We start from the raw sequence: 22335 nt of genomic DNA on the forward strand, positions 1-22335 counted from the left end.
AGTCACAGGGGTAAATTCCACCTATATCTTTATTCCAAACCTTTAGGGACTCTACTTTATATGCATCAGCATATCAACGTGGGGAATATCATCTTCTAGATAAACTTCCGATACTTCTTCAAATCCAAATGACTTATAAAATTCACGTAAGTATTCTTGACCATGCAGCCAAATCGAAGAGACTTCCCATTCATTTCTTAAAAGAGAGATGGCCCGATTCATAAGCTCTCTCCCGGCTCCTGTACCTCTCGCTTCTTTTGTAACAAGCACTCTTCCAATTGAATAATGGTCCTGCTCATTCGCAGGAGGCACAATACGGCAATAAGCTTGAATAGTTCCATTCTCCTCTTTCCATAAATGCAGGCATTCTTCGTCTCTTCCATCCACTTCTTGGTAAGGACACTCTTGCTCTACGACAAATATACGCACGCGTAACTCTAAAATCGAATATAGCTGCTGCTTTGTCATTTCTTCAAACGTTTTCTTCATCCACATCGTATTCCACCCTTTACTCTTAAAACTTCGATAATCTAACTATACAAAATTTTATAAAAAAACCAACTATTTTTGATGAGGCCACTGAAAAACTAAAGGGCGAAGAAAGTAGAATGTAAAAAAAGCCTTCATAAGTTTAACGAGTCGTTGCACATTAGCTGTAAAAACCCCATCGTACCTTGTATGCTTCCGTTCACTATTCTTCGTTTCAATCTTACATTGTTCTTCAGCCAGTAACCGCATAGACGTTTTTGAAGCAGATACTTGAACTCTGTTGATGCCACGATGAGCGTTCGGAGATGACGCCTGCGGCAAGCATCTATCGAAAAGCGATTCGTGAGTCTCTTTAAGATTAGAGAGGACTTTTTCAGTGACCTCATTTACGTTATATTTTTTTGTTTAAAAAGGAATGGGCAGGGAATATTACGTTTAGCAAAATTATTATATTAGAATAGGAGGTCAATCATATGTTTTTAAACTTTCTCCCAGTCGAAATCCGGAAATATTTTCGGATGTCCAGAAGGCAGAGAAAACATGAAGTGCAAATGACATTATGGTATATGCCGGCCATATACATTTTCTTATCTGCTATCTTAGTTGCAATAACTTTAGTACTAGACCTCCAAGTTGGTTTAGAAGAAGTGGCACCTCAAATGCTGCAAATTGAAGCCTCTGTTACAAGAACTTTAGTTAGTACCCTCATTGGTGGTATTTTAACGCTGAGTGCCTTCACGTTAAACTCCCTACTCGTTGTACTTACTACTTTTAGCGGACAGTTTTCCCCCCGCATGCTGTTAAACTTTGTATCAGATCGACAGACTCAGCATGCTCTCGGAATCTTTAATGGAAGCTTTGTTTATGTATTGCTCACATTTCTATTTATCGGAAATGCTTCAAACGATATTTTCGTAGCCACTCCAGTGATGACTGTTACCTTAGCGTTTCTAACTGCTGTCGTATTTATCTATTTTATTAACCATGCCACCACCTGGATGCAAGTACACAATATAACGTACACTATGAAAAACGTCTCTAAAGATATTATTTATCAATCGCTTCGTAAAGACCTTGATGCACACAGAATAGAAGAACCAGGTGATCTTAAAGAAGAGTACCAGGACAAACTGCACACCGTATTAGCCAGAGGTTCAGGCTATTTACAAGTAGTAGACTATAACAAAATGATTTCCGAAGCTAAAAATGACAATATTATTATTCAATTCCATTTCCAGGTCGGTGACTATGTATTAGCAGGGAACGAATTCTTTAGTTTATGGGGGCCTGGAGCTAATGAGATAGAGGAATCAAAATACTATGATATGTTTGAGATGGGGCATAAAGAAACAGAGATTCAAGACTTACAAATGGGTATGCATAAGTTAGCTGAAATCGCGATTAAAGCCATTGGAAACGACGATCCAAAAACTGCATCAAACACGATTCACCAAATGTCTGAACTCATGCTGACAGTAGACAGTTACATTACCTTCAGCCCTTATTTAGCAGATGACCAAGAACAAGTACGCGTTATTCTTAAGGAAGAAACATTTGATTATTACTTGTACCGCGGTTTCGGATTTATCCGTCACTACGCAAAAGACAACCATTTAATCATTACAGACATCCTCTCTTCCTTAGCTAAAGTAGCCGAGTCCATTGACATCAGTAAACACGATAAATTATGGGAGTTTGCTTGCAACACGATGGATCACATTGAGACTGAGGTCATCTATGAACTCGATAAATCATTCTTGTTACGTGAAATTCACAACCTTGCTGAAGTCACGGAGCACTTAAATGAATATCCGAGAATAGAAGCAAAATTTTATCCAAATGCTAATACAAACACGTAAAAAGTCAGGATAGCCCTGACTTTTTTATTTTATTGACACCTTTTAATCCTTCTACTAGTATTATATGTACATATACACATATATCGAAATAAGGAGGTGCTTTTTATGGGGCATCATCATCATCACGATCATACAACGGGGAACATTAAGATTGCTTTCTTTTTAAACTTTGGATTCACGATTATTGAATTAATCGGAGGGATACTTACCAATAGTATGGCCATTATTTCCGATGCACTTCATGACTTAGGTGACTCGTTATCCCTCGGTCTCGCCTGGTTTTTACAAAAGTTCTCCAAGAAAGAAAAAACGGAACAGTTTTCATTCGGGTTTAAACGTTTCTCGCTGCTTGCCGCTTTAATTAACAGTATAGTATTAGTGGTAGGTTCCATTTTTATTTTATCTGAAGCGATTCCAAGACTAATGAATCCTGAACAGCCTCATACATTAGGAATGATGGGTCTTGCTGTTCTCGGTATCCTCGTCAATGGAGCAGCTGTCTTTAGACTTCGAGGCGGGGAGTCTATGAACCAAAAAGTCATGACATGGCATTTATTAGAAGACGTATTAGGATGGGCAGCTGTATTCATCGTTAGTGTGGTTATGACCTTTGCGGATCTGCCTATTCTTGATCCTATTGCATCTATTGGTATTACGTTATACATTCTCTATAACGTAATCCTTAACTTAGTTAAAACCATGCGTTTATTTCTAGAGGCTGTGCCAGAAAATATTGACCTTGACCGAATTATACAAAAAATGAATCAGCTGCCAAAGGTTCAATCAACTCATCATACACATTTATGGTCATTAGATGGCGAGCATCATGCCTTCTCCACCCACATTGTTGTTCCCTCCACTTCATCAAAAGAAGACGTATGTATAATTAAAGAGCGTGTGAAAGAAGTACTTGAACCCATTCATCTAGATCATATTACGATTGAAATTGAGTATGAGGACGAATATTGTTCAATGCTAGAACAAGACAAGGGAGGCACCGAGCATGGATGATCCTTTTTACACAAAGGACCTTGATGACGAAACGTTGTTCGTCGTAACACAAACATTTAAGGCACTTTCAGATCCTACCCGTGTCAGGATCCTCAATTTGCTTTTTGAAAAGGAATACAGTGTCAATGAAATTGCGGAAAGCTTACAGCTCCGTCAATCTACAGTCTCTCACCAGCTTCGTTTCTTGAAAAACTTACGACTCGTTAAATATCGCAGAGAAGGGACGACGATTTATTATTCCCATGATGATGAACATGTGATCACCGTCCTTCAGCAAATGATTCAACACGCACTTCATCATTAATAAAGCTGTCTCTTTATGGACGCAGCAATCCCCTTGCAAAGACCTTAAAGAGTGTAAAATTCCTTGCTTTGGAAATTTGTAAAGGGTTGGAGGAAACGACTCCGTTTCCTCCAACCCTTTTTCGAAATAGATCATGGGCATTCATTTACTCAAGCTTTGCCATTAGGAAAGCAGTGTTTGCAAAAGGCCTTCACATTACGAAGGTTTCAAGATTCCATTTTGGTCAAAGGAACACAAAAAGTGCCGACTCCTGCGGTATGAGGTCACTGAAAAAGTCCTATCTAATTTAAAGAGCGTCACGAATCGCTTATCTGTGGACGCTTGCAGCGGCCACGGCCTCAGCGAACTTGGTCAAGAAGATCACTTGACCAAATGGATCACCGGCTCGCGCTGTTTCCGCGACGCACCGGACGTGCTAGTGTCGATGTTGGCCACAGGACGCGGCCGGTTTTAATCGACCAGGCGTCCTCCCCGAAAGCTCCTCGTGGCATCAATGATCAATCTAAAACCCATATACGTTGCCTGGCTAAATCACTAATGTGAAAACGAATCGTTAAACTTATGTAGGAATAGAAGGTAAAATTCTCTTAATAGTTATAAGAAAAGCGTCCTGTGGGGAAATAAAATTCCCCACAGGATGCTTTTTAAATTATCTTTAATCGACCTTTAGTTTTTCAGTGGCGTCAGTGGTATTTGTCCGCACGGGCGCACAAAAAAACTTGTAGGAAAACAAGGGGTTTCTCTACAGACTGAGGCTGCCTCTTCATGAGGCGGCCTTTTTTGGTTTATAATTCTAATACTTCCGGAGTTTTTTCTCCAATATTCATTAAACGTATGCTTTCCGGATAAATTTCAAGAACGATATAATCAGGATCACCTTTGCTCGTAAACCAGCGTTCCATTTCCTCACTCCAAAGCCAGTCTTTTATCTTTTGATCATCCCGAATTTTAGCCTGACCTTCTACTTCTAAATAAGCATCTCCAAACCCTTCACCTTCATATCCAATTAAGATATGAACATTAGGGTTTTCTTCAATTTCTTCCGCTTTGTGTGTTTCTTTATTCGTAGGGGTGTAAAAAGTAAACTCATCATCATTAGAGAATGTCATGTAACGAGAATGAGGCTTTCCTTGTTTCACTGTAGCCAGCGTTCCAATTTTATGTTGATCCATAATATTATAAATCTTCTTCTTCAGTTCTTGTTGGTCCAATGCTATTCTCCTTTCAATATGAAAACTTGTTCTTAGTTTTCCTGTTGAAAAGGAAATATAAACCTCATAATGCGTAAGATTTGTTTTTACATTTCTCCATCAGCATTTTAGCTATTTTTTGATAAACGTCTGCATCTATACCCGGAGCGAATTCTTCTGGAAGATCATCTAAGTCATTGTAAGGTTTGTCCTACATCGGGATCGTATAAACTTAAGAACATAGGTGAATTCATTTATGTCCACTCCTTTTCTATTCGTTCCATATATATAATATTCTGTAGGGTATTCATTCATAAAAGCAGCTATTGATATGAAGAAAGAGTTTTGTGCGTTACACTTCGTAGAAGGACTATAAAAAGAAAAATTTAAAAGAGGGAATGGATTGGAGAGAACTATAAACGATGAGAACCGGTAATCCTGTACTCAAGAATGAAGCATTCAGCCGCTCTAAAAACTCTAGCAGCACGATGACACTTGGTGGCACTGTTTTTAAGACAAGTATCTTGTTGTTATTTTTACTAGGAACCGCTGTTTACACATGGTATCAGTACTATCAAGGTGTGGACATAACTATGATGATGATAATCGGGGCAGTGGGAAGCTTTATTGTTGCATTAATTACGGTATTTATTAAAAAAGCAGCGCCTGTTACAGCCCCTATTTATGCGGCACTTGAAGGCTTTTTCCTTGGAGGTCTTTCCTCATTCATTGAAGCAAGCTATCCAGGTATTGTGATTCAGGCGGCTGCATTGACATTTGCTGTGATGGGAGGACTTCTCTTCCTTTATTCAACACGCATCATTAAAGTTACGAAAAAGTTTCGATTAATGATCATTTCGGCAACGATTGGCATCTTTATCGTTTATGCCGTAAACATTTTATTACGCATTTTCTTACAAGCAGAAGTACCTTATCTGCATTCAAGCGGAGCTATCGGTATCGGAATCAGTATATTTATTGTTGCGATCGCAGCTTTAAATCTTGTTTTGGATTTTGATTTTATTGAACGAGGTGCTAAACGAGGTGCTCCTAAATACATGGAGTGGTACGGGGCTTTTGGGCTTATTATTACACTTGCCTGGTTATATATTGAAATTCTCAGGCTGTTAAGAAAAATTCGACGTTAACAGCTCCACGAACTCAGGGATTTCCCTTTAACATATTTCCGTAATATTTGTAACATAATTGAAATATAACCTTTAAAAATATTCGGATTTGTATTAAAATGAGGGAAGATGCTGGGAGGATCATAATGTTCGACAAACTGATTCATCATAAAAATAAATTCATACTCATCACTGTGTTATCATTCGTCCTGGGCGGTTCGCTCTTTTTTATAAATTCCACACCCACTCGTTCTGAGAAGCCGGCGGAAATTACACCTACAATCTTTGTGCATGGTTTTAAAGGCGGCCCTGGTTCCTTTAATACGATGCTCAAACGTTTTGAAGATAATAATTGGGGAACGAAGCGGATGATAATTTACGTTAAATCTTCAGGACATGTACGTGTTCGAGGAGGCATTCCTCATACGATGAATCCATTCATCCAGGTTATTTTTGAAAATAACCGTGCAAGTGTAGCTGACCAGACAAATTGGATGCAGCACATCATGACAAAGCTTAAACATGACTATGCTATCGATCAAGTAAATTTAGTCGGGCACTCTATGGGGGGCTTAGCTTCTACAAACTTTTTATTAAACAACCAAGAAGGCGACTACCCTGACGTTAACAAATTAGTAGCTATCGGCAGTCCCTTCCTTGGCATCGGACAAAGTGACTACTTCACATTGAATACGGGAGAAGCAGTGGTGGATTTACAAGTGGAATCAAATGCTTTAACGACGATGATTAATAATAAAGCGAACTTTGATGAAGATGTGCCGGCTTTATCTATTGCCGGGGTTGTTAATGAAGAAGATTTAGAGGAAGACCACTGGGATGGCCTAGTCACAAAGCAAAGTGCCCATGGTTTGCAAAATATTGTTCCAACAAGAAACTTTCATCAGGAAACTTTTATAGATGAATTCTCGACTCATTCAGGGCTGCACGAACATCCAGGTGTAGATGAATCGGTAGCTGAGTTCTTATGGAGTATCCATTAAATACGAAAAAGCCGCAGCATCTGTATTGATCTGCGGTTTTCTTTTATAGATTCTTATATGTAGTCATGACCACTTCACCAATAGCAGCAATCGTCTGGTCCTTAAAAGATAAAGGTACACCTTTACCGTCAGGGTGACGATAATAATAACCGCTTTCAATTGGTGTATAACCTAAACCTTCTAACTTAAAAGTTAACGCTTCAGGAAGCTGAGTTGTCCCCGTCTTCTCAATAAAGTACTGGGCTGGATATATATTCACATCGACATCTCCAGCACCTGTGTAAACAACGAACAAGTCACTTGGTTTTTGTGCAATCCACTGCCCTTTTGAAAAAAGTGAAATTCTTAGTTTTTCAAGAGCAGAAATACCTTCTAGATGAACACCGAAGATGTCTAAAATCATTCTTCTTATTTCACCGGCAGAGATCCGCTCCCCGTAGTCTTGAAGGTAAAGATCCATCACTTCCACCTTAGATAAAGACTTTATAACATGCTCGTCTGCCTTCTGATCATTGGAACGTAAAGCTTTCAGAACTCGTTTCGTCACTTCCTCCGTATACACCTATTACCAACTCCTCAAGATGATACTCGCCATTTATTATACTAGAAAACGATGGCTGACTATAGATTAAAGGTACGTTTTATAATCTCTGCCGTTTCAACTGCGCTCTTATCCCTCGTTTTTATTTTCACATATTGTGCGGCCAACAGCGGTCACTTACAACTTCCTCCCCTAACTCAAGGGACCCCCGGGCAATCCCCATTGATGATTATCACTACGTTCTATTAACTGCAATTCTCCTTTATTGTTAAAGCACAGAACACTAGATCCAGGTACGATTATAGGTCTTGTCCCTATATGCATTCGAAGACCTAAGACATATCCCACAATAACTACTCCTTTTCAAATATAAATACCCACATGAACGTTAACGCTTGTTGTAATTCTCTAGGAAACGCTGTGACGTCCATTCCCTCTGCTTCTCTTTTAAACACACCATGTCCATCAATAAGCTTCAAGCCATTTTCTAACGCCAACTGTTCAAACTCCCACGGCATCATCGTATTACAAATTACCTTTTCCCCATAAACCCGACGGTAACTATTAATTCTAGGCTTCGCTGTTGGACCAAGTACTCCTACACATAGTTTCCCACCCGGTTTGAGGACTCGTTTCATCTCTGTTATCCCTTGATAAGGAACCTCTATCCACTCCAGGCAGTTAACCGCCATAATGGTATCAAAGCTTTCACTTTCAAATGGAAGTTGAACGATGTCCCCTTGCACAAAACGCAGGGTGTCGTGTGCAAGTCTTGATTTAGCCAATTCAATCATGTCTTCAGATAGATCTAAACCCGTTACTTCAAACCCGGCTTGTGCTAATTTATAAGAACCGTAACCGTCTCCGCATCCGAGATCGGCTATAGAATTGCCAATTTTTGCATGTTTCTTTATTAAAGGGATGATCGTTTTCCTGCTTCCGCTATCCCACATATTTTTACTATTTGCGTTCCAAAAAGAAGATCGTTCGTCCCACTGTTTTTCTGCTTCTTGATGCCAATTAAATGCCATTGCTCTACCTCCTGTTTATCAATCTCAAAAAAATCTCACCCTTCAATTATTCGATAGAACTAAGTATTTCTCCTTTATTTTTGTCCTTTCACATGCAAGTGCGCATCAAAAATGGTTGCACATTCCATTAATCTCCGTTATGCTTAGAACACAATATAAGCTAACATTAATTAAAACAAACACCATATATAGTATCCGCGAACAAAAGATGCCACTAGGCTTAATAGGGAATCTGGTGAAATTCCAGAGCTGCCCCCGCAACTGTAATCGCTCTTAAATCGGCAATCACCCACTGTGTGTTTCACGGGAAGGGGCCGGAGTAGAATTGAGCGTAAGTCAGGAGACCTGTCTTCATTCGCAGAAGTTTCAACTTCTTCGGGGATTGAGAAGATGAGACGATGGAATGAAGGCAGTTTCACTCTTTATGAGTCCTCTTTATTCCATGGTTTCATCCGCTCATTCATAGAGTGGATTTTTTTATGGATTAAATTTCTATTTATCATAGAGGAGTGATGGTATTGAGTACAATTGTGACGTCGTACTGGCAAGAATGGCTAAAAGCACAGGAGGAGAATTTTCCTGCACTGCCAATGAAACGAATCATCGAAAAATCAAAAGAGATTAAAGGAACCCAAAGCGAACAAGCTAAAGCTTTAATATTGGAATGCTTAGCAGAAATTAGTGAAACAGCTCCTAACTGGACGTACTTAGCCAGCAGCATTCACTTACAGCAAATGTATGAATCTTCGATTGCTAACCGCGGCACCGTGAAGGCATACCAAGGTTTTCATCATTTAATCGAAACGTTGGTTCAGGAAGATATCTATGACCCGAATCTACTTAGTCTTTATACAAAAGAAGAAATGGACGAACTTGAAAGAGCAATCGTTCCCGATCGTGATAGATTATTTACTTATATCGGGATTAAGACACTTGGCGATCGTTACTTAGCCCGTTCAAAATCCGGACTGGTCTATGAACTTCCCCAAGAACGGTTCATGGTTATTGCAATGGTATTAATGGCACACGAAAATACAGCCCGGCGTTTGGAGCTGGTCAAAGAATCTTACTGGGCCTTAAGCCACTTATACATGACAGTAGCCACTCCGACGCTTGCTAATGCCGGAAAGCGTTACGGTCAATTAAGCTCCTGTTTTATCGATACAGTAGACGATAGCCTGCAATCCATTTATGACAGCAATACCGATATTGCGAATTTAAGTAAACACGGTGGCGGTATAGGGGTATATCTAGGAAAAATCCGCAGCCGAGGCAGTGACATCCGAGGATTTAAAGGTGTTTCCTCAGGGGTACTACCTTGGATGAAACAATTGAATAATACCGCTGTTAGTGTAGATCAGCTTGGCCAGCGTCAAGGGGCAGTGGCCGTCTATTTAGACATCTGGCACAAAGATATCTTTCCGTTTCTTGACAGCCGATTGAACAACGGGGATGAACGCCAACGTACACATGACTTATTTACGGGTGTATCTATTCCTGACCTCTTTATGGAAGCTGTTGAACGTCGCGAGGACTGGTATTTGTTTGATCCTCACGAAGTACGAGACGTTATGGGCTTTTCATTAGAAGATTACTATGATGAAACGCGTGGAAACGGATCCTTTAGAGAACGTTACCAAGCCTGCATTGAAAACGACCTCCTTTCTAAAGAAAAGGTCCCAGCTATTGAGATCATGAAGCGAATCATGATTGGGCAGCTGGAAACGGGGACTCCTTATATGTTCTATCGTGATGAAGTCAACCGTATGAACCCAAACAGCCATAAAGGAATGATTTACTGCAGTAACCTTTGTACGGAAATCACTCAAAACCAAAGTCCGACTACTCAGGAAGAACAACGGGTTGAAGATGGAAAGATTATAACCGTTCAAACACCTGGCGATTTTGTTGTCTGCAACTTATCAAGCATTAACTTAGGTCGTGCCGTTCCTAACGATGTCCTTCCACGGTTGATCCCTATTCAAGTGAGGATGCTGGATAATGTTATTGATCAAAATACAATTCCGGTTCTGCAGGCACAGCTTACAAACCAGTCTTACAGAGGAATCGGATTAGGTACGTTCGGCTGGGCCCACCTGCTCGCTCAGAAAAAAATCGCCTGGGAATCAGACCAAGCGATTGATTATGCTGATGAAGTGTACGAGGAAATTTCCTACTATACGATTAAGGCAAGCAGTGAACTTGCCAAAGAAAAAGGAAGTTACCCTCTCTTTGAAGGATCCGACTGGGACTCGGGGAAATTCTTTGTTAAACGAGCGCTTGACCAAGACACTTCTCATGACTGGAAAGAGCTTCAGCAGGATGTGCACCGTAATGGCATAAGAAACGGGTATTTAATGGCGGTAGCACCGAATTCCAGTACATCCTTAATAGCTGGAAGTACGGCTAGTATTGATCCGATTTTCAAGAAGTTCTATTCCGAAGAGAAAAAAGATTTTAAAATTCCTGTAACTGCTCCTGACTTAAGCCCGGACACTTACTGGTATTACAAATCAGCTTACGATGTGGACCAGCATTCTAGTATTAAACAGAATGCCGTACGCCAAAAGTACATTGATCAGTCCATCTCTTTCAATCTATACGTCAAGAACACAATTCAAGCGAAAGAATTGCTCGCTTTACACATCGACGCGTGGAAGTCAGGACTGAAAACTACTTACTACACCCGTTCTACTTCCAGCCAAGGTGAATTTGACGAGTGTGAAAGCTGCTCATCTTAAGGAGGAAAAATAATGGATCATGCACTACAAAAACGAAAGCTCGTGGACCATCACGCCCCTAACGCTTCAACAGGTATCGTTAATGGCAGAAGCTCGAACGTTTTAAACTGGGATAATACTCGATACTCTTGGGCGTACCCTATGTATAAGACGATGCTGGCAAACTTTTGGATTCCCAGTGAAATAAATATGAGCAACGATTTAAAGCAGTGGCCCGAGCTATCAGCCCAAGAGCAAGCTTCTTTTAAAAAAATTATAGGTTTGCTCGCGTTCTTAGATTCGATTCAAACTGATTACTCCGGAAAAGTAGCTGACTATTTAACCGACTCAAGCGTTTCAGCTCTCATGCAGGTGCTCGCTTTTCAGGAAGTCGTCCATAATCAATCTTATTCCTATGTACTATCTACTCTTGTAGATCAAAGTGAACAAGAACGAATCTTCGAGTATTGGAAGCATGATGAAATCCTTATGGAAAGAAACCAATTTATAACAGACGGATATGAAGAGTTTGCCAATGATCCAAGTATAGATAAATTCTTAAAATCCGTAGTTTATGATGTTGTATTAGAAGGGTTATTCTTCTACGCCGGCTTTGCATTCTTCTATAATTTAGCTCGAAACCAAAAGATGGTCTCTACAAGCACGATGATCAACTACATCAATCGAGACGAGCAAATTCATGTAAACTTATTTGCCCACATCTTTAAAGAAACATTAAATGAAAATCCTCAACTCGACCGTGAATGGTATGAGAGTTTCGTTACTACAACTTTTAAAGAAGCTGCTGAGCTTGAAATAAAATGGGCTCAGCACATCATCGGAAACGAATTTCCAGGAATTCCGATTCATGATTTAGAAGACTATATTCGCTTTATTGCTAATAAACGATGCAAATTAATGGGCGCTGACAAACCTTATCCAGAGTATGCTGAAAATCCTCTAAAATGGATACGTGCTTATCAAGAAGTCGATGAAGGGAAATCAGACTTCTTCGAACAAAAATCCAGACAATATACGAAGGTCTCTGAAGATAATGGATTTGATGACCTTTAAAACTCTGCTACCCCTCCCGAACCACTTTGAAAGTGGTTCGTTTTTTTATGTAAACTTTCCTAACACGAAATAAAAGATAGGTGTTGATTTTTCTGATAATTTGGTTTATAGTAAGATTTATCATTACTTTATATGTTAGAAAAGTTAACACAAATTAAAAAGGAGGATGTCAACCATGAAAAAAGTAGAGACCATTATACGCCCCGAAGCTTTTCAATCGCTTCGCGAAAATCTTGATATTATGGGTGTTAAGGGATTAACCGTTTCAGAAGTAGCTGGCTGTGGTCAGCAAAAAGGACAGGAAGGAATCTTCCGCGGCAACCGATATGAAATCAAACTATATCCTAAAGTTAAGGTTGAAATGGTTGTCGATGAAACAGAGATAGAAGATATTATCGAAGTCATTACAAATACATGTGCAACAGACAAAGTGGGAGACGGTAAAATTTTCGTTTCTACGATTGAGGAAGTCTATCGAATTCGTACCGGTGAAAAAGGAAAAGCTGCCCTTATTTAATTTTATTCGGAAGGATGTCATGAACTAATGAAAAAAGTAATTCCATTATTATTACTAACCTCTCTAAGTTTTCCTGTAGTGGCAAACGCTCAGACCTCCACTACACCAGAAGCCGTTTTAGAATCTGTCGATATGGTTTGGATTATGATCGCTGCTTTTCTTGTCTTTTTCATGCACGCAGGATTTGCCATGGTCGAGGCAGGATTCACTCGATCTAAAAACGCATTAAACATCTTAATGAAAAACTTTATGACGATGTCAATAGCTGCTATTCTCTATTTTATAGTTGGATATGGCATTATGTTTGGTACCTCTGGGGGAGGTTTTATAGGTCTAAATGGATTTATGCTTAGCGGTCACGAAGACCAAGTTGGTTTCTTTGTCTTCCAGGCTGTTTTCGCTGCTACATGTGCTACGATCATCTCAGGTGCTGTAGCTGAACGAATTAAATTAAGCTCGTACTTAATGATTACTGTTGCTATGACGGCTTTCATCTATCCAGTCGTTGGTCACTGGGTATGGGGAGGCGGATGGTTGGCTGAGTTAGGTTTCGTAGACTTTGCTGGTTCAACCGTTGTTCACTTAACAGGCGCTCTTGGCGCCATTGTAGCTGTCATGTTCTTAGGACCGCGTTTAGGGAAATACAGTGGTGGTAAAGTCAATGTTATCCAAGGTCATAACATTCCGATCGGTGCGCTGGGTGTATTCATTCTTTGGTTCGGTTGGTTCGGTTTTAACGGCGGTAGTACGCTGGCTGCTGACCCTTCAGCAATTCCGGGCGTAGTTGCAACTACCCTTTTATCTGCTTCAGCAGGTGTTGTTGGTTCCGGAATGTATTCCCAATTAAAGTACAAGCGTATTGATGCTTCACTTACATTGAACGGGGCTCTAGCTGGGCTAGTAGGTATTACAGCAGGTACAGGAGACTTATCACCTATTGGAGCCATCATTACTGGTGCCATTGCAGGGATAATCCTTGTAGAAGGTGTTCAATTGCTTGACCGTAAACTTCACATCGATGATCCAGTCGGAGCGATCGCCGTACACGGCATTTGCGGGGTGTGGGGTACACTAGCAGTAGGTTTCTTCGCCCTGGAAGGTGGTTTATTCTACGGCGGCGGGTTTGACCTTCTTTCCATTCAAGCGATAGGAATTCTAGCTGTTATGGCATGGACCATGGGAACCTCCGCGCTTGTCATCTTTGTTCTTAAATCCGCTTTCGGTATACGCGTTTCTCGTGAAGAAGAAATCTCCGGATTGGACTTCGCTGAGCATGGCTCAAGTGCTTACGAGTCTTCTAAGAGTATCTTCAATGAGAATCCAAATGTTACGGACGTAGGAAAAGACTTTGGTGTCGGCTTGTTAAATAGACTTGATAGTTTAGAAAATAAAAAAGTAAAATCTAAAGAGCGTACAGCTCAATAAATCGCCATTTAAAAACCACCTCAAACTGAGGTGGTTTTTAAGTCTGTCGAAAAAGCGCCGCTTTCCGCGGGGCAAGACGGATGTGTTCTCTTTAACATAAATAATCCGAACTGATTTCTACACAATCATTCGGATTATTTTATGTTTTATTCAGTTTTGTCCCCTGCTCTTCTTCTCTTCAATTATATATTTTATTTTAAGAAAAGTAATCGAAAATACCTTCATCTCATGAGAAGCATTTAGCTTCCCTTTTGACACCTCTTTTACGTAAAAATGTTCACGCATCGGCAGTCGAATTGTCCAATTTCCTAGCGTTAGGTAAATGCCTTCATCGCCTTTTCCCCCTTTTCTTCTTTCGCTCGTTAAAATCAACCCACGTTCTCTATCATGAAGTAGACGCAGGACCCCCGTCATTATTCCTAATGGCAACGGTAAAGCTATATTTAAATACCTTTCTCTCCCATTAGCATGAGAAGAGTAAAGAGCCGTGAAAATAGAATCTCCCGTCTGTTCATTTTTCCTAGTCCAGGCCCGGACGCCTTCCCTTCCATCTTGGTCATCATCAATCGCTACAATTTCTCCAGTCATGGATACTTCCCCTGAGGGTGGTACATTTATTTGCCCCATTCTCAACGTCCATTTATTAATAAGAGTGGATAATCTCCGAAAACCCTTTTGCCAAAGTACGTGAGCTCTTAAAGAGAATTGATCCGTATGTTCATAAAATTGCCTTATCGTTGCACTTACTTTTGCCGGATCAAAGTTTTCGGAACGATAAGCATGAAAGTGATCTAACAGCCCTTCTTCGTGCACATGACGAGCAACCCACCCTTTATTAAAAATGGCGTCATTGCCAACGTGTCCCTTTGTTCGAAGTTTAGATATAGGAAAGCTTGTGTAAATATAACCTCTATCCGGTTTAATATCCCTCCACGCTAATACAGAAAATAATGAGAACCCAAACGCATTCAGAAGCCCGTGCCAGCGAATCATATCACTTATTCCAAACCAGTAAGACCCGTTCATCATTCCAAAGCTATAGAACAAGGATACACTCATTGTTATAATAAGTAATAAAGCAGATAAACGAATCGCAATCTTGGACCACATATTAAACTCTGCTGAGCACCATAACCACCATACAGATAACCAGAGTATGAAACTAACGTAAATTATAACCATTACCGTTTCTGTGGGAGAACCTTGACGAAGCCCAAGGGCAACGAGCACAGGACCAGCAGCTATTCCAGAAGCTAGTACAGTATAAGGTAGACCTGCAGGCTTTTTCTTATAGGAAACGAGCCAGCGGCCAAAAAGTCCAGTAACAACAGGGACTACAAAAGCAGCATAATGAAAGTGCACAGCTGTCAGTTGGACAATTGTTTCAGAATAAGGCAGATAACGACTCAATCCCCCACTAGAGATAACCAGCCATCCCCCGCCCGCTGCCATATAGATTAATCCCAGATCAATAACTGTTTCCTGAACAGGTCTCCAACCTCTCCCCAGCAAACGCATTAATCCACCGACAGCAATCAATATGGTAAAAAACAACCATAAAACCGCCCATGCTCCCGCCTCTTGACCCGCAGGCAGCGCTACAGACAACATTCCTGCTCCAGCAAAAGGCAGTGACGTAATCATGACATTATTAATCCAGTGTTCAGCACGATTGTTCTCCTTTCCCCGTACCGCTTCTTCTAACAACAAAGGAACGAGAATTAGAAAAGAAAAAGATAAAACTATATCTATTAAACTCATATCGAAAATAATAACCCAAGCCATCAATATAATTGTGCCGGCTAACGCCAGTAGTGTTCCAGACTTTTCCACGCTGCATTTCTCCTAACTGTCACTTCTTGAGAGGAAATCATATGTTATGCTAGAAATATTATACACGCTGTAGATTCTATTTTTAAATAAAACCTCAATGTAAGGAGTGTCGTCTATTCTATGAGGTGGGACAAATTGATCGGAAAAGACCGCGCAGAGAATAATGTGGAAGAATCAAATCGTTCCCTTTCTGTCAATGAAAAAGTAGAGGAATGGATCCACTTATACAGCCATGATTTAAAATGGCTTGCCTATTCTTATGTAAAAGACCATGCAATGGCTGAAGATATAACTCAGGAAGCTTTTATTAAAGCCTTTCAAAAATATACAAACTTCAAACAACAATCTAGCGAAAAGACTTGGCTCTACAAAATTACCATTAATTTATGTAAGGATCACTTAAAAAGCTCTTACATAAAGAGAGTATTGAAAAAAGGGGCGGAAGCCTTCCAAAGCATCCCATCTCAAACCGAGACTCCAGAGCAGCACACACTGAATAAAAGCGAAGACGAAGAACTCTTAGAGCACATCTTAACGCTGGAAGATAAATATAGAGAAGTAATTGTTCTCTATTATTTCGAAGAATTCGATGTGAAAGAACTTGCTGAAATGTTAAATGTCAGCCCTAACACCGTTAAGACCAGACTACGAAGAGGTCGTCAGCTTTTACAGGAGCAACTCGCTTCAGAAGGGAGCACTATAAATGAATGAACTCATGGATCGTCGTTTGAAAAAGATGAACCATAACATCAAATACAATAAAGTGCCTATGGATCAACACGATGCAAGCGCGCTCATTGTTAAGGTTAGAAACCATACTCACCCATCGTCTCTAAGGTGGATAAAATACATTTTCCCTGTACCTGCAGTAGCAGTAGTGGCTTTTATGTTTTTTCAAATCAATTATCAGCCCTCCAACTCTTCAGAACAGGAAATTTCATTTTTGAGCCAAAGGTCTATGAACACAGAGATGAAGTCACAACAATTCATCACTAATGACGAAGCTCAGAAGAACATCGAACAAGCGAGTAACACAGAAGATACTCAGAGCTCCACTATGGTTCGCCATACTTATATTATTTATGATGACAATATGTATGTGCAGACTAATGAGCAAGTGGATGAATCAGATCTTGAAAAACCGATTGGTCATGTTAAACCTGAAACGCCCGCCGAACAACAGCGAGGGGCATCTGTCACCTCAGAAGAAAAAATATACAGCGTTAAAGGGACAGACCACCATGACCAGATCGCAATTAAAAGTCGGCGAAGCACAGGAATTGGTTCAACTGCGGTCAGCCAGCACGGTTATTTTATCTTTGAAAAAGAAGAAGCACTGCCTATGGCCCAATAACGTGTAAACCCGCATTCTTAAGCGAATGCGGGTTTTTAATTCAACTGATCCATATATTCTTTTAAGTGATCCAACGATTGATAAATGTCTTCTTTAATTCGAGGATTATAAAATACAGCTGCCGGGTGGTAAAGTGGAAAAATCGCATATCGTTTTTCCGACCATCCATAACCCTCTCCTTGCACTTCTAAAATTGAACTTTCAATTACTTCCCCCAATACCTCTGTAATTTTATACCCTTGTCCCAACAGTCTCTCTAAAGCTACCCCCCCAAGCGCAATAATTAACTTCGGTGCAATCGTATTTAATTGGTAATCTAATATAGGGGCATGCGCCCAAATTTCTTTTTTATTAGGCTTACGATTTGCTTTTCTACTACCGCCTGATCCTTTTTTAGTTGTTTTAACCCATTTATAAGGCCGGCTTCTTACAGCACTTGTAATATAAACCTCTTCTCTTTTAATTCCTATATAATTGAATTGCTTGTCTAATTCATCTCCCGCTCGTCCAATAAAAGGAACACCCTTCACAGCTTCGTGTTCTCCAGGAGCTTCACCCACAATTACAATATCAGCTTCTGAGCTGCCCCCTCCGAGCACAAAACCCTCTACGTCACAACCTTCTATTTCCTTATTTGCTTTTTCAATTATCTGATCAGGTATTTGCATCATTTATCCCTCCAAAGCTTTTCGTAGAAGAGGTTTACTCTATCTTCTACTTCCTCCCTGTTTGACGAGGCAATACTGTTTCCAGCCCATACCATTTATCAATTCACCTTAATGGAAAAACTCTCTTTATTACCTCATTTGAAAAACGAAGTAAGTGGTTACAAAATACCCCACTATAACAAGAATCGAAGGAAGAATATAACTCCAGGCTGGCTGGCTCTTTCTCCTGGAAATACTGTAAATGATGAGCAGGATAAATAGTATAGACACTCCACCAGTGATTAAATTCGAGGGACTTGACTCTGAAAGTAAACCGCCGCGGAGATAGATTAAGTCTGTAATGGCCAGTACCATAATATTAAACGCATTACTCCCTAATAATGAACTGATCCCTAAATTAAACCGTCTAAGTTTTAAAGCCGTTCCTACACTTACTGCATCAGGAAGAGACGTACTGATAGCAACTAAGAATGCCCCTACAAACGATGTACCTAACCCCGTAATCGTGGCAATTCGCTCAGCTGTTATAGTAAGTACACTGCCGATAATCATAATCCCTACAGCAGCCATGACAAAGTAGGTCATCACTTGCTTGTAAGTATACTCTTTATAACGCTTAATTTCTCTTTTGATTTTCCTTCCTTTGTACTCGGTTCTGTCATTGATCCACTTAGATCCTATAAAATAAAGGATGATAACGGCGATCGTAGAATAACTAATATGATAAATATGAGTCGGTAGAGTTAACGACAATCCGACAAGAATTATTAACGTCATGAAAATAACTAACCAACCATATAATTTACTCTCCACGGTAGCGTGCGTCATAATCTGATGGCGTCGATACACAATATCAAATATAGCAAGACCCATTATATTAAATAAATTACTTCCTATTAAATTACCAACCGCTAAATCGGGGGCGTCAATAGCCACAGCAGTTACACTTGAGGTTAACTCAGGCAGCGAAATCGCGATCCCAATAAGAATTCCCATAAATGATGAAGAGGCTCGCGTTTTTTCTTTTACTGCATCCCCAAACATCGTTAAGCGTGAAGCTACAAAAAAAGTAGCCACCGCTGCAGATGTGAATAAAACAAAAACTAATACATCTCCCATGACATAACTCCTCAAATCTAATGTTCCTATCCAAGATACCGTTAAGTTTCCCCAAATCACCACGGACAAAACCAACTACAAAAAGCCGGCAGAATGGCCGGCTTTTCAGTCTGTCGAAAAAGCTAAGATGTACTTCATATAAGTATGGAGAAAGGAAAAGAAAAAGCGCCGCTTTCCGCGGGCCAAGATGGAAAATCCCTCAGTCACTTCACTGCGACCTCCAGGGCTTCTCCTGTCTGCTCGTCCCGCAGGAGTCAGCACTTTTTTCGTTCCTTTGACGAAAATGGAATCTTGAAACCTACGTACTTGTGAATGCCTTATTGCAAACGCTGTTTTCATAAGGGCACAGCTTGAATAAATGATTTTGCCAGTGATCTATTTCGAAAAAGGGTTTGAGGAAACAGCGAGACTCCTGCGGGAAACGGGAATCAGGTGTGACCCCGGAGGGCTGATAGCCCGAGGAGGCACACCATTCGCCCGCGGAAAGGGAGTCGTTTCCTCAAACCCTTTACACTCTCTAACGCAAGGAATTTTACACTCTTTAAGGTTTTTCTACAAGCTGAAAAGCCGGCAGAATGGCCAGCTTTTTTATCATGTTACTTTTTCAGTCGTATGTTCTTTAATTAAATCTGCGGTTAACTGGCCTGATAAGGTAACCATTGGTACCCCTCCACCAGGGTGTGTAGAGCCGCCGACAAAGTAAAGGTTCTCGAAGATCTGACTCTTTGAAGGAATTTTAAAGCCCCCGTTTGTCTTTTTATCAGCCTCAATTCCATAAATAGACCCCCCATTTGGACCATATAAACTTTCTAGATCTTCAGGGGTAAAACGATATTCGAACTCAATCGAATCTCTAACGTTCTCCATCCCCATACGCTCAAGCTTATTAAGGACGGTTTCACGATATTGATCCCAATCGACCGGCTTTCGCTTACCGTTTTTCAGAGGCGGCACATGCGTCAGTACAAAGAGATTATCTTTGCCTGCAGGAGCCTGAGTCTCATCGGAGCGGGCAGAAACTCCAATATAAACTGTCGGGTCTTCTGCTGGAACACCCTTATCGAAAATCTCTTTAAATTCTTTTTCAGGATCATCAGAGAAAAAGAAATTATGATGCTGAAGCTGTTCAAATTTCTTATCGGTGCCAAGCAGCAGCACGAGACCTGATACAGTTGGCTGAAATTTCTTCTCTAATGCCTTCGTTTCCTTTTTCACCTTAGAAGACTTAGGTGCCAAACGACGATATGAAGGAATCGCTTCTAAATTGGATACGACTACGTCTGCCGTATAGATTTCTCCATCTTCTGTTTCTACGCCGACAACATTCTCTTTCTCAACAATCAACTGCCGCACAGGAGTGTGCAGATGAAGATCTACTCGTAATTCTTCCATCAGCTTGCGCATACCTTCAGCGATTTGGTACATTCCTCCTTTTACATAGTGGATACCCAACCCAAGTTGAACATACGCCAGTTGATTTAGAATAGCTGGAGCAGAATATGGGTTAGAACCTACATACATCACAAAATAATTGAATAATTGCTCTAAATGTTTATTATCAAAATGTTTATGAGTAGATTTAGCAATCGTGCTCATTGGATCCATTTTGAATAAATCACTTAGCTTGTGGTGACTCTTTAAGTCTTGCAAATCTTGAATACTATATTTATAGAAACTCTTCATGCAAAGTTCATACATGTCTTGACTGTACGATAGAAAGTCGGTTAATTTTCGATTCGGTCGGTCAGTAACCTTGGCCATCTCGTCAAGCATAGTAGGTAAATCACTCGTCACGTCCAACTGTGTCCCGTCTTCAAAAAAGGTGCGCCATTGCGGCTCTACCCGCTCTACTGTTACATAATCATCTAAGCGACGGTGCACACTTTCAAATAGCTGTTCCAATACCCAGGGCATCGTTAAAATCGAAGGACCCGTATCGAAGGTGAACCCTTTTCCTTCTCTGCGATTTAACTTTCCGCCAAGGTTACTATTTTTCTCAAGAACCTTTACGTCATATCCATCAGCTGTCAGCCTTATCGCAGCTGACATTCCACCTAATCCTGCTCCTACCACAATTGCTTGACGTTTCCCCAAACCTTCCACCTCCGAATTTAATGAACAAATGAAATTAAACGATATCGGCCTTTACACTGTTCTCAAGACTGTTTTCCATGTACATCTATTAACATAGTTTTAATTCGAATTCTATGTAGCAGTTTATGTGCTACGCATACCCCACCAACTACTGCGGTCCTGACCTATCCTGCACCTAAGCAGAAACCAACCACTATAAATAACAAGTCAGTGTACAAGGGGGGCCTCGACCTTTTATTAACTTATAAGATGGCGCGTTTGCGCGAAGAGACCTCTCTTGTAAGCAGTTCACGCAAATGAAGTATTTCTAAATTCCCTTTATTAGTCCATCCCGATCTGAAATCTCTTAAGTGAGGCCCCACTCTGCCGTATAGCTGCTACTTTTAAACAATACCCTATGGTTTCACACCTAAACGGCCCACAGCACACTTGTAGGTTGTAAGAGATTTTTCATTTGCGTATCATGAGTAGAAAAGCAGTTAATAAAGGAGAACCTATGCACACCATCTACTGGATATTTATTATCAGCGTCGTTCTAAGCACATTTTGGATTATTTTCAGAAAACTAACAAAAACAAGTTATGTGATTATTGTTATTATAGGTGTACTTTATGCGATTCTTTTAGCTTTTTCTCTTCTTGACGGGGTATGAAAAATCTCAAAAAAATACGCTTATAGACCGTCTCTTTTATTTTGTTTATTTACTGCTTCTCGAATATGATAGAGTTCTGCATACATAGCTGTAGCAAATACAGTAAGAATGCTTAGGAACATAGACAGAATGAATACAACTCCGCCTTGCTCAAAACCGTATACGGCACTAAATCCAATAATTGCTCCTATCGTGACTCCTATTCCAAGAAAAATTAAGATCTTTTGTAATGTTACAGAATAAGCCATCCAAATCACCTCTCTACAATTAACGTCTATTACAGGTATACCCAATTAATAGAAAAAGCACACATAGGATTTTCATAT

At 40.3% G+C, this 22335-nt stretch carries 21 protein-coding genes and 1 riboswitch; of the genes, 12 read left to right on the plus strand and 9 right to left on the minus strand.

The features are described 5' to 3' along the window. Positions 1-51 precede the first annotated feature (51 nt). A complete protein-coding gene (locus ACGTNH_RS19305; protein ID WP_394588633.1) occupies positions 52-495 on the minus strand; it encodes a GNAT family N-acetyltransferase in 444 nt (147 codons plus the stop codon). Between the two features lie 467 nt (positions 496-962). Between ACGTNH_RS19305 and ACGTNH_RS19310 the strand changes: the two genes are divergently transcribed. From ACGTNH_RS19310 to ACGTNH_RS19320, 3 genes are all read left to right on the plus strand, one after another. Next, positions 963-2348, plus strand: coding sequence for a DUF2254 domain-containing protein (locus ACGTNH_RS19310; protein WP_394588634.1), 1386 nt, complete (start codon positions 963-965; stop codon positions 2346-2348). Positions 2349-2453: 105 nt separating this feature from the next. Next, positions 2454-3359 carry a cation diffusion facilitator family transporter gene (locus tag ACGTNH_RS19315; protein ID WP_394588636.1) on the plus strand — a complete coding sequence of 302 codons (906 nt, stop codon included), beginning with the start codon at positions 2454-2456 and terminating at the stop codon, positions 3357-3359. Continuing rightward, positions 3352-3663 (plus strand): ArsR/SmtB family transcription factor, encoded by a 312-nt coding sequence (locus ACGTNH_RS19320; protein ID WP_394588638.1) that lies wholly within the window; start codon positions 3352-3354, stop codon positions 3661-3663. Before ACGTNH_RS19315 ends, ACGTNH_RS19320 begins: the two co-directional genes overlap by 8 nt. Positions 3664-4448: 785 nt before the next feature. Here ACGTNH_RS19320 and ACGTNH_RS19325 read toward each other — a convergent pair. Then, the gene (locus ACGTNH_RS19325) at positions 4449-4874 is read right to left on the minus strand and encodes a pyridoxamine 5'-phosphate oxidase family protein (protein ID WP_394588640.1); all 426 of its coding nucleotides are present in this window, start codon (positions 4872-4874) and stop codon (positions 4449-4451) included. A 401-nt stretch (positions 4875-5275) separates the two neighbouring features. Here ACGTNH_RS19325 and ACGTNH_RS19330 point away from each other — a divergent pair, with 401 nt between their 5' ends. Beyond that, positions 5276-6001: a Bax inhibitor-1/YccA family protein gene (locus tag ACGTNH_RS19330; protein WP_394588643.1), complete on the plus strand. Its 726-nt coding sequence runs from the start codon at positions 5276-5278 to the stop codon at positions 5999-6001. A 125-nt stretch (positions 6002-6126) separates the two neighbouring features. Continuing rightward, on the plus strand, positions 6127-6981 hold the full coding sequence (locus ACGTNH_RS19335; protein ID WP_394588645.1) for an alpha/beta fold hydrolase: 855 nt from the start codon (positions 6127-6129) through the stop codon (positions 6979-6981). Between the two features lie 43 nt (positions 6982-7024). Here ACGTNH_RS19335 and ACGTNH_RS19340 read toward each other — a convergent pair whose 3' ends face one another. Both ACGTNH_RS19340 and ACGTNH_RS19345 read right to left on the minus strand, forming a co-directional pair. Beyond that, complete coding sequence (locus ACGTNH_RS19340) at positions 7025-7543, minus strand: hypothetical protein (RefSeq protein WP_394588647.1); 519 nt, start codon at positions 7541-7543, stop codon at positions 7025-7027. 332 nt (positions 7544-7875) lie between these two features. Continuing rightward, positions 7876-8553, minus strand: coding sequence for a class I SAM-dependent methyltransferase (locus ACGTNH_RS19345; protein WP_394588648.1), 678 nt, complete (start codon positions 8551-8553; stop codon positions 7876-7878). A 188-nt stretch (positions 8554-8741) separates the two neighbouring features. After that, positions 8742-8920: riboswitch (cobalamin riboswitch) on the plus strand. Between the two features lie 145 nt (positions 8921-9065). Between ACGTNH_RS19345 and ACGTNH_RS19350 the strand changes: the two genes are divergently transcribed. The 4 genes from ACGTNH_RS19350 (at position 9066) to ACGTNH_RS19365 (ending at position 14289) form a co-directional block, all read left to right on the plus strand. Beyond that, positions 9066-11294: a ribonucleoside-diphosphate reductase subunit alpha gene (locus ACGTNH_RS19350; protein WP_394588649.1), complete on the plus strand. Its 2229-nt coding sequence runs from the start codon at positions 9066-9068 to the stop codon at positions 11292-11294. Positions 11295-11306: 12 nt separating this feature from the next. Then, on the plus strand, positions 11307-12347 hold the full coding sequence (locus ACGTNH_RS19355) for a ribonucleotide-diphosphate reductase subunit beta (RefSeq protein WP_394588650.1): 1041 nt from the start codon (positions 11307-11309) through the stop codon (positions 12345-12347). 175 nt (positions 12348-12522) lie between these two features. Then, the gene (locus tag ACGTNH_RS19360; protein ID WP_394588651.1) at positions 12523-12864 is read left to right on the plus strand and encodes a P-II family nitrogen regulator; all 342 of its coding nucleotides are present in this window, start codon (positions 12523-12525) and stop codon (positions 12862-12864) included. A gap of 27 nt (positions 12865-12891) precedes the next feature. Continuing rightward, a complete protein-coding gene (locus ACGTNH_RS19365; RefSeq protein ID WP_394588652.1) occupies positions 12892-14289 on the plus strand; it encodes an ammonium transporter in 1398 nt (465 codons plus the stop codon). A gap of 150 nt (positions 14290-14439) precedes the next feature. Here the strand turns inward: ACGTNH_RS19365 and ACGTNH_RS19370 are convergent, their stop codons facing one another. Continuing rightward, the gene (locus tag ACGTNH_RS19370; RefSeq protein ID WP_394588654.1) at positions 14440-16122 is read right to left on the minus strand and encodes a YndJ family protein; all 1683 of its coding nucleotides are present in this window, start codon (positions 16120-16122) and stop codon (positions 14440-14442) included. A gap of 120 nt (positions 16123-16242) precedes the next feature. Between ACGTNH_RS19370 and ACGTNH_RS19375 the strand changes: the two genes are divergently transcribed. Together ACGTNH_RS19375 and ACGTNH_RS19380 are read left to right on the plus strand one after the other, a co-directional pair. After that, the gene (locus ACGTNH_RS19375) at positions 16243-16833 is read left to right on the plus strand and encodes a sigma-70 family RNA polymerase sigma factor (RefSeq protein ID WP_394588655.1); all 591 of its coding nucleotides are present in this window, start codon (positions 16243-16245) and stop codon (positions 16831-16833) included. After that, positions 16826-17476, plus strand: coding sequence for a hypothetical protein (locus ACGTNH_RS19380; RefSeq protein WP_394588656.1), 651 nt, complete (start codon positions 16826-16828; stop codon positions 17474-17476). The genes ACGTNH_RS19375 and ACGTNH_RS19380 overlap by 8 nt, the downstream gene beginning before the upstream one ends. Before the next feature lie 35 nt (positions 17477-17511). Here the strand turns inward: ACGTNH_RS19380 and ACGTNH_RS19385 are convergent, their stop codons facing one another. From ACGTNH_RS19385 to ACGTNH_RS19395, 3 genes are all read right to left on the minus strand, one after another. Next, a complete protein-coding gene (locus tag ACGTNH_RS19385) occupies positions 17512-18147 on the minus strand; it encodes a uracil-DNA glycosylase (protein ID WP_394588657.1) in 636 nt (211 codons plus the stop codon). A gap of 126 nt (positions 18148-18273) precedes the next feature. Then, entirely contained in the window at positions 18274-19263 is a 990-nt protein-coding gene (locus ACGTNH_RS19390) for a sodium:calcium antiporter (protein WP_394588658.1), read from the minus strand. A 591-nt stretch (positions 19264-19854) separates the two neighbouring features. Next, on the minus strand, positions 19855-21357 hold the full coding sequence (locus tag ACGTNH_RS19395) for a phytoene desaturase family protein (protein WP_394588659.1): 1503 nt from the start codon (positions 21355-21357) through the stop codon (positions 19855-19857). A 454-nt stretch (positions 21358-21811) separates the two neighbouring features. Here ACGTNH_RS19395 and ACGTNH_RS19400 point away from each other — a divergent pair, with 454 nt between their 5' ends. After that, positions 21812-22009 (plus strand): hypothetical protein, encoded by a 198-nt coding sequence (locus ACGTNH_RS19400; RefSeq protein WP_394588660.1) that lies wholly within the window; start codon positions 21812-21814, stop codon positions 22007-22009. 20 nt (positions 22010-22029) lie between these two features. Here the strand turns inward: ACGTNH_RS19400 and ACGTNH_RS19405 are convergent, their stop codons facing one another. Continuing rightward, positions 22030-22257, minus strand: coding sequence for a hypothetical protein (locus tag ACGTNH_RS19405; protein WP_394588661.1), 228 nt, complete (start codon positions 22255-22257; stop codon positions 22030-22032). Positions 22258-22335: the final 78 nt, after the last annotated feature.

Source organism: Halobacillus sp. B23F22_1 (genome assembly GCF_043497005.1).
Lineage (GTDB): Bacteria > Bacillota > Bacilli > Bacillales > Halobacillaceae > Halobacillus_A.

Excerpts from the sequence above, each read along its gene's own strand:
- ACGTNH_RS19330 (WP_394588643.1), top strand. The coding sequence starts at position 5,276 with ATGAGAACCGGTAATCCTGTACTCAAGAATGAAGCATTCAGCCGCTCT.
- ACGTNH_RS19350 (WP_394588649.1), top strand. The coding sequence starts at position 9,066 with ATGGTATTGAGTACAATTGTGACGTCGTACTGGCAAGAATGGCTAAAA.
- ACGTNH_RS19310 (WP_394588634.1), top strand. The coding sequence starts at position 963 with ATGTTTTTAAACTTTCTCCCAGTCGAAATCCGGAAATATTTTCGGATG.
- ACGTNH_RS19365 (WP_394588652.1), top strand. The coding sequence starts at position 12,892 with ATGAAAAAAGTAATTCCATTATTATTACTAACCTCTCTAAGTTTTCCT.
- ACGTNH_RS19385 (WP_394588657.1), bottom strand. The coding sequence starts at position 18,147 with ATGATGCAAATACCTGATCAGATAATTGAAAAAGCAAATAAGGAAATA.
- ACGTNH_RS19355 (WP_394588650.1), top strand. The coding sequence starts at position 11,307 with ATGGATCATGCACTACAAAAACGAAAGCTCGTGGACCATCACGCCCCT.
- ACGTNH_RS19405 (WP_394588661.1), bottom strand. The coding sequence starts at position 22,257 with ATGGCTTATTCTGTAACATTACAAAAGATCTTAATTTTTCTTGGAATA.
- ACGTNH_RS19305 (WP_394588633.1), bottom strand. The coding sequence starts at position 495 with ATGTGGATGAAGAAAACGTTTGAAGAAATGACAAAGCAGCAGCTATAT.
- ACGTNH_RS19315 (WP_394588636.1), top strand. The coding sequence starts at position 2,454 with ATGGGGCATCATCATCATCACGATCATACAACGGGGAACATTAAGATT.
- ACGTNH_RS19345 (WP_394588648.1), bottom strand. The coding sequence starts at position 8,553 with ATGGCATTTAATTGGCATCAAGAAGCAGAAAAACAGTGGGACGAACGA.
- ACGTNH_RS19360 (WP_394588651.1), top strand. The coding sequence starts at position 12,523 with ATGAAAAAAGTAGAGACCATTATACGCCCCGAAGCTTTTCAATCGCTT.
- ACGTNH_RS19375 (WP_394588655.1), top strand. The coding sequence starts at position 16,243 with ATGAGGTGGGACAAATTGATCGGAAAAGACCGCGCAGAGAATAATGTG.
- ACGTNH_RS19320 (WP_394588638.1), top strand. The coding sequence starts at position 3,352 with ATGGATGATCCTTTTTACACAAAGGACCTTGATGACGAAACGTTGTTC.
- ACGTNH_RS19335 (WP_394588645.1), top strand. The coding sequence starts at position 6,127 with ATGTTCGACAAACTGATTCATCATAAAAATAAATTCATACTCATCACT.
- ACGTNH_RS19380 (WP_394588656.1), top strand. The coding sequence starts at position 16,826 with ATGAATGAACTCATGGATCGTCGTTTGAAAAAGATGAACCATAACATC.
- ACGTNH_RS19390 (WP_394588658.1), bottom strand. The coding sequence starts at position 19,263 with ATGGGAGATGTATTAGTTTTTGTTTTATTCACATCTGCAGCGGTGGCT.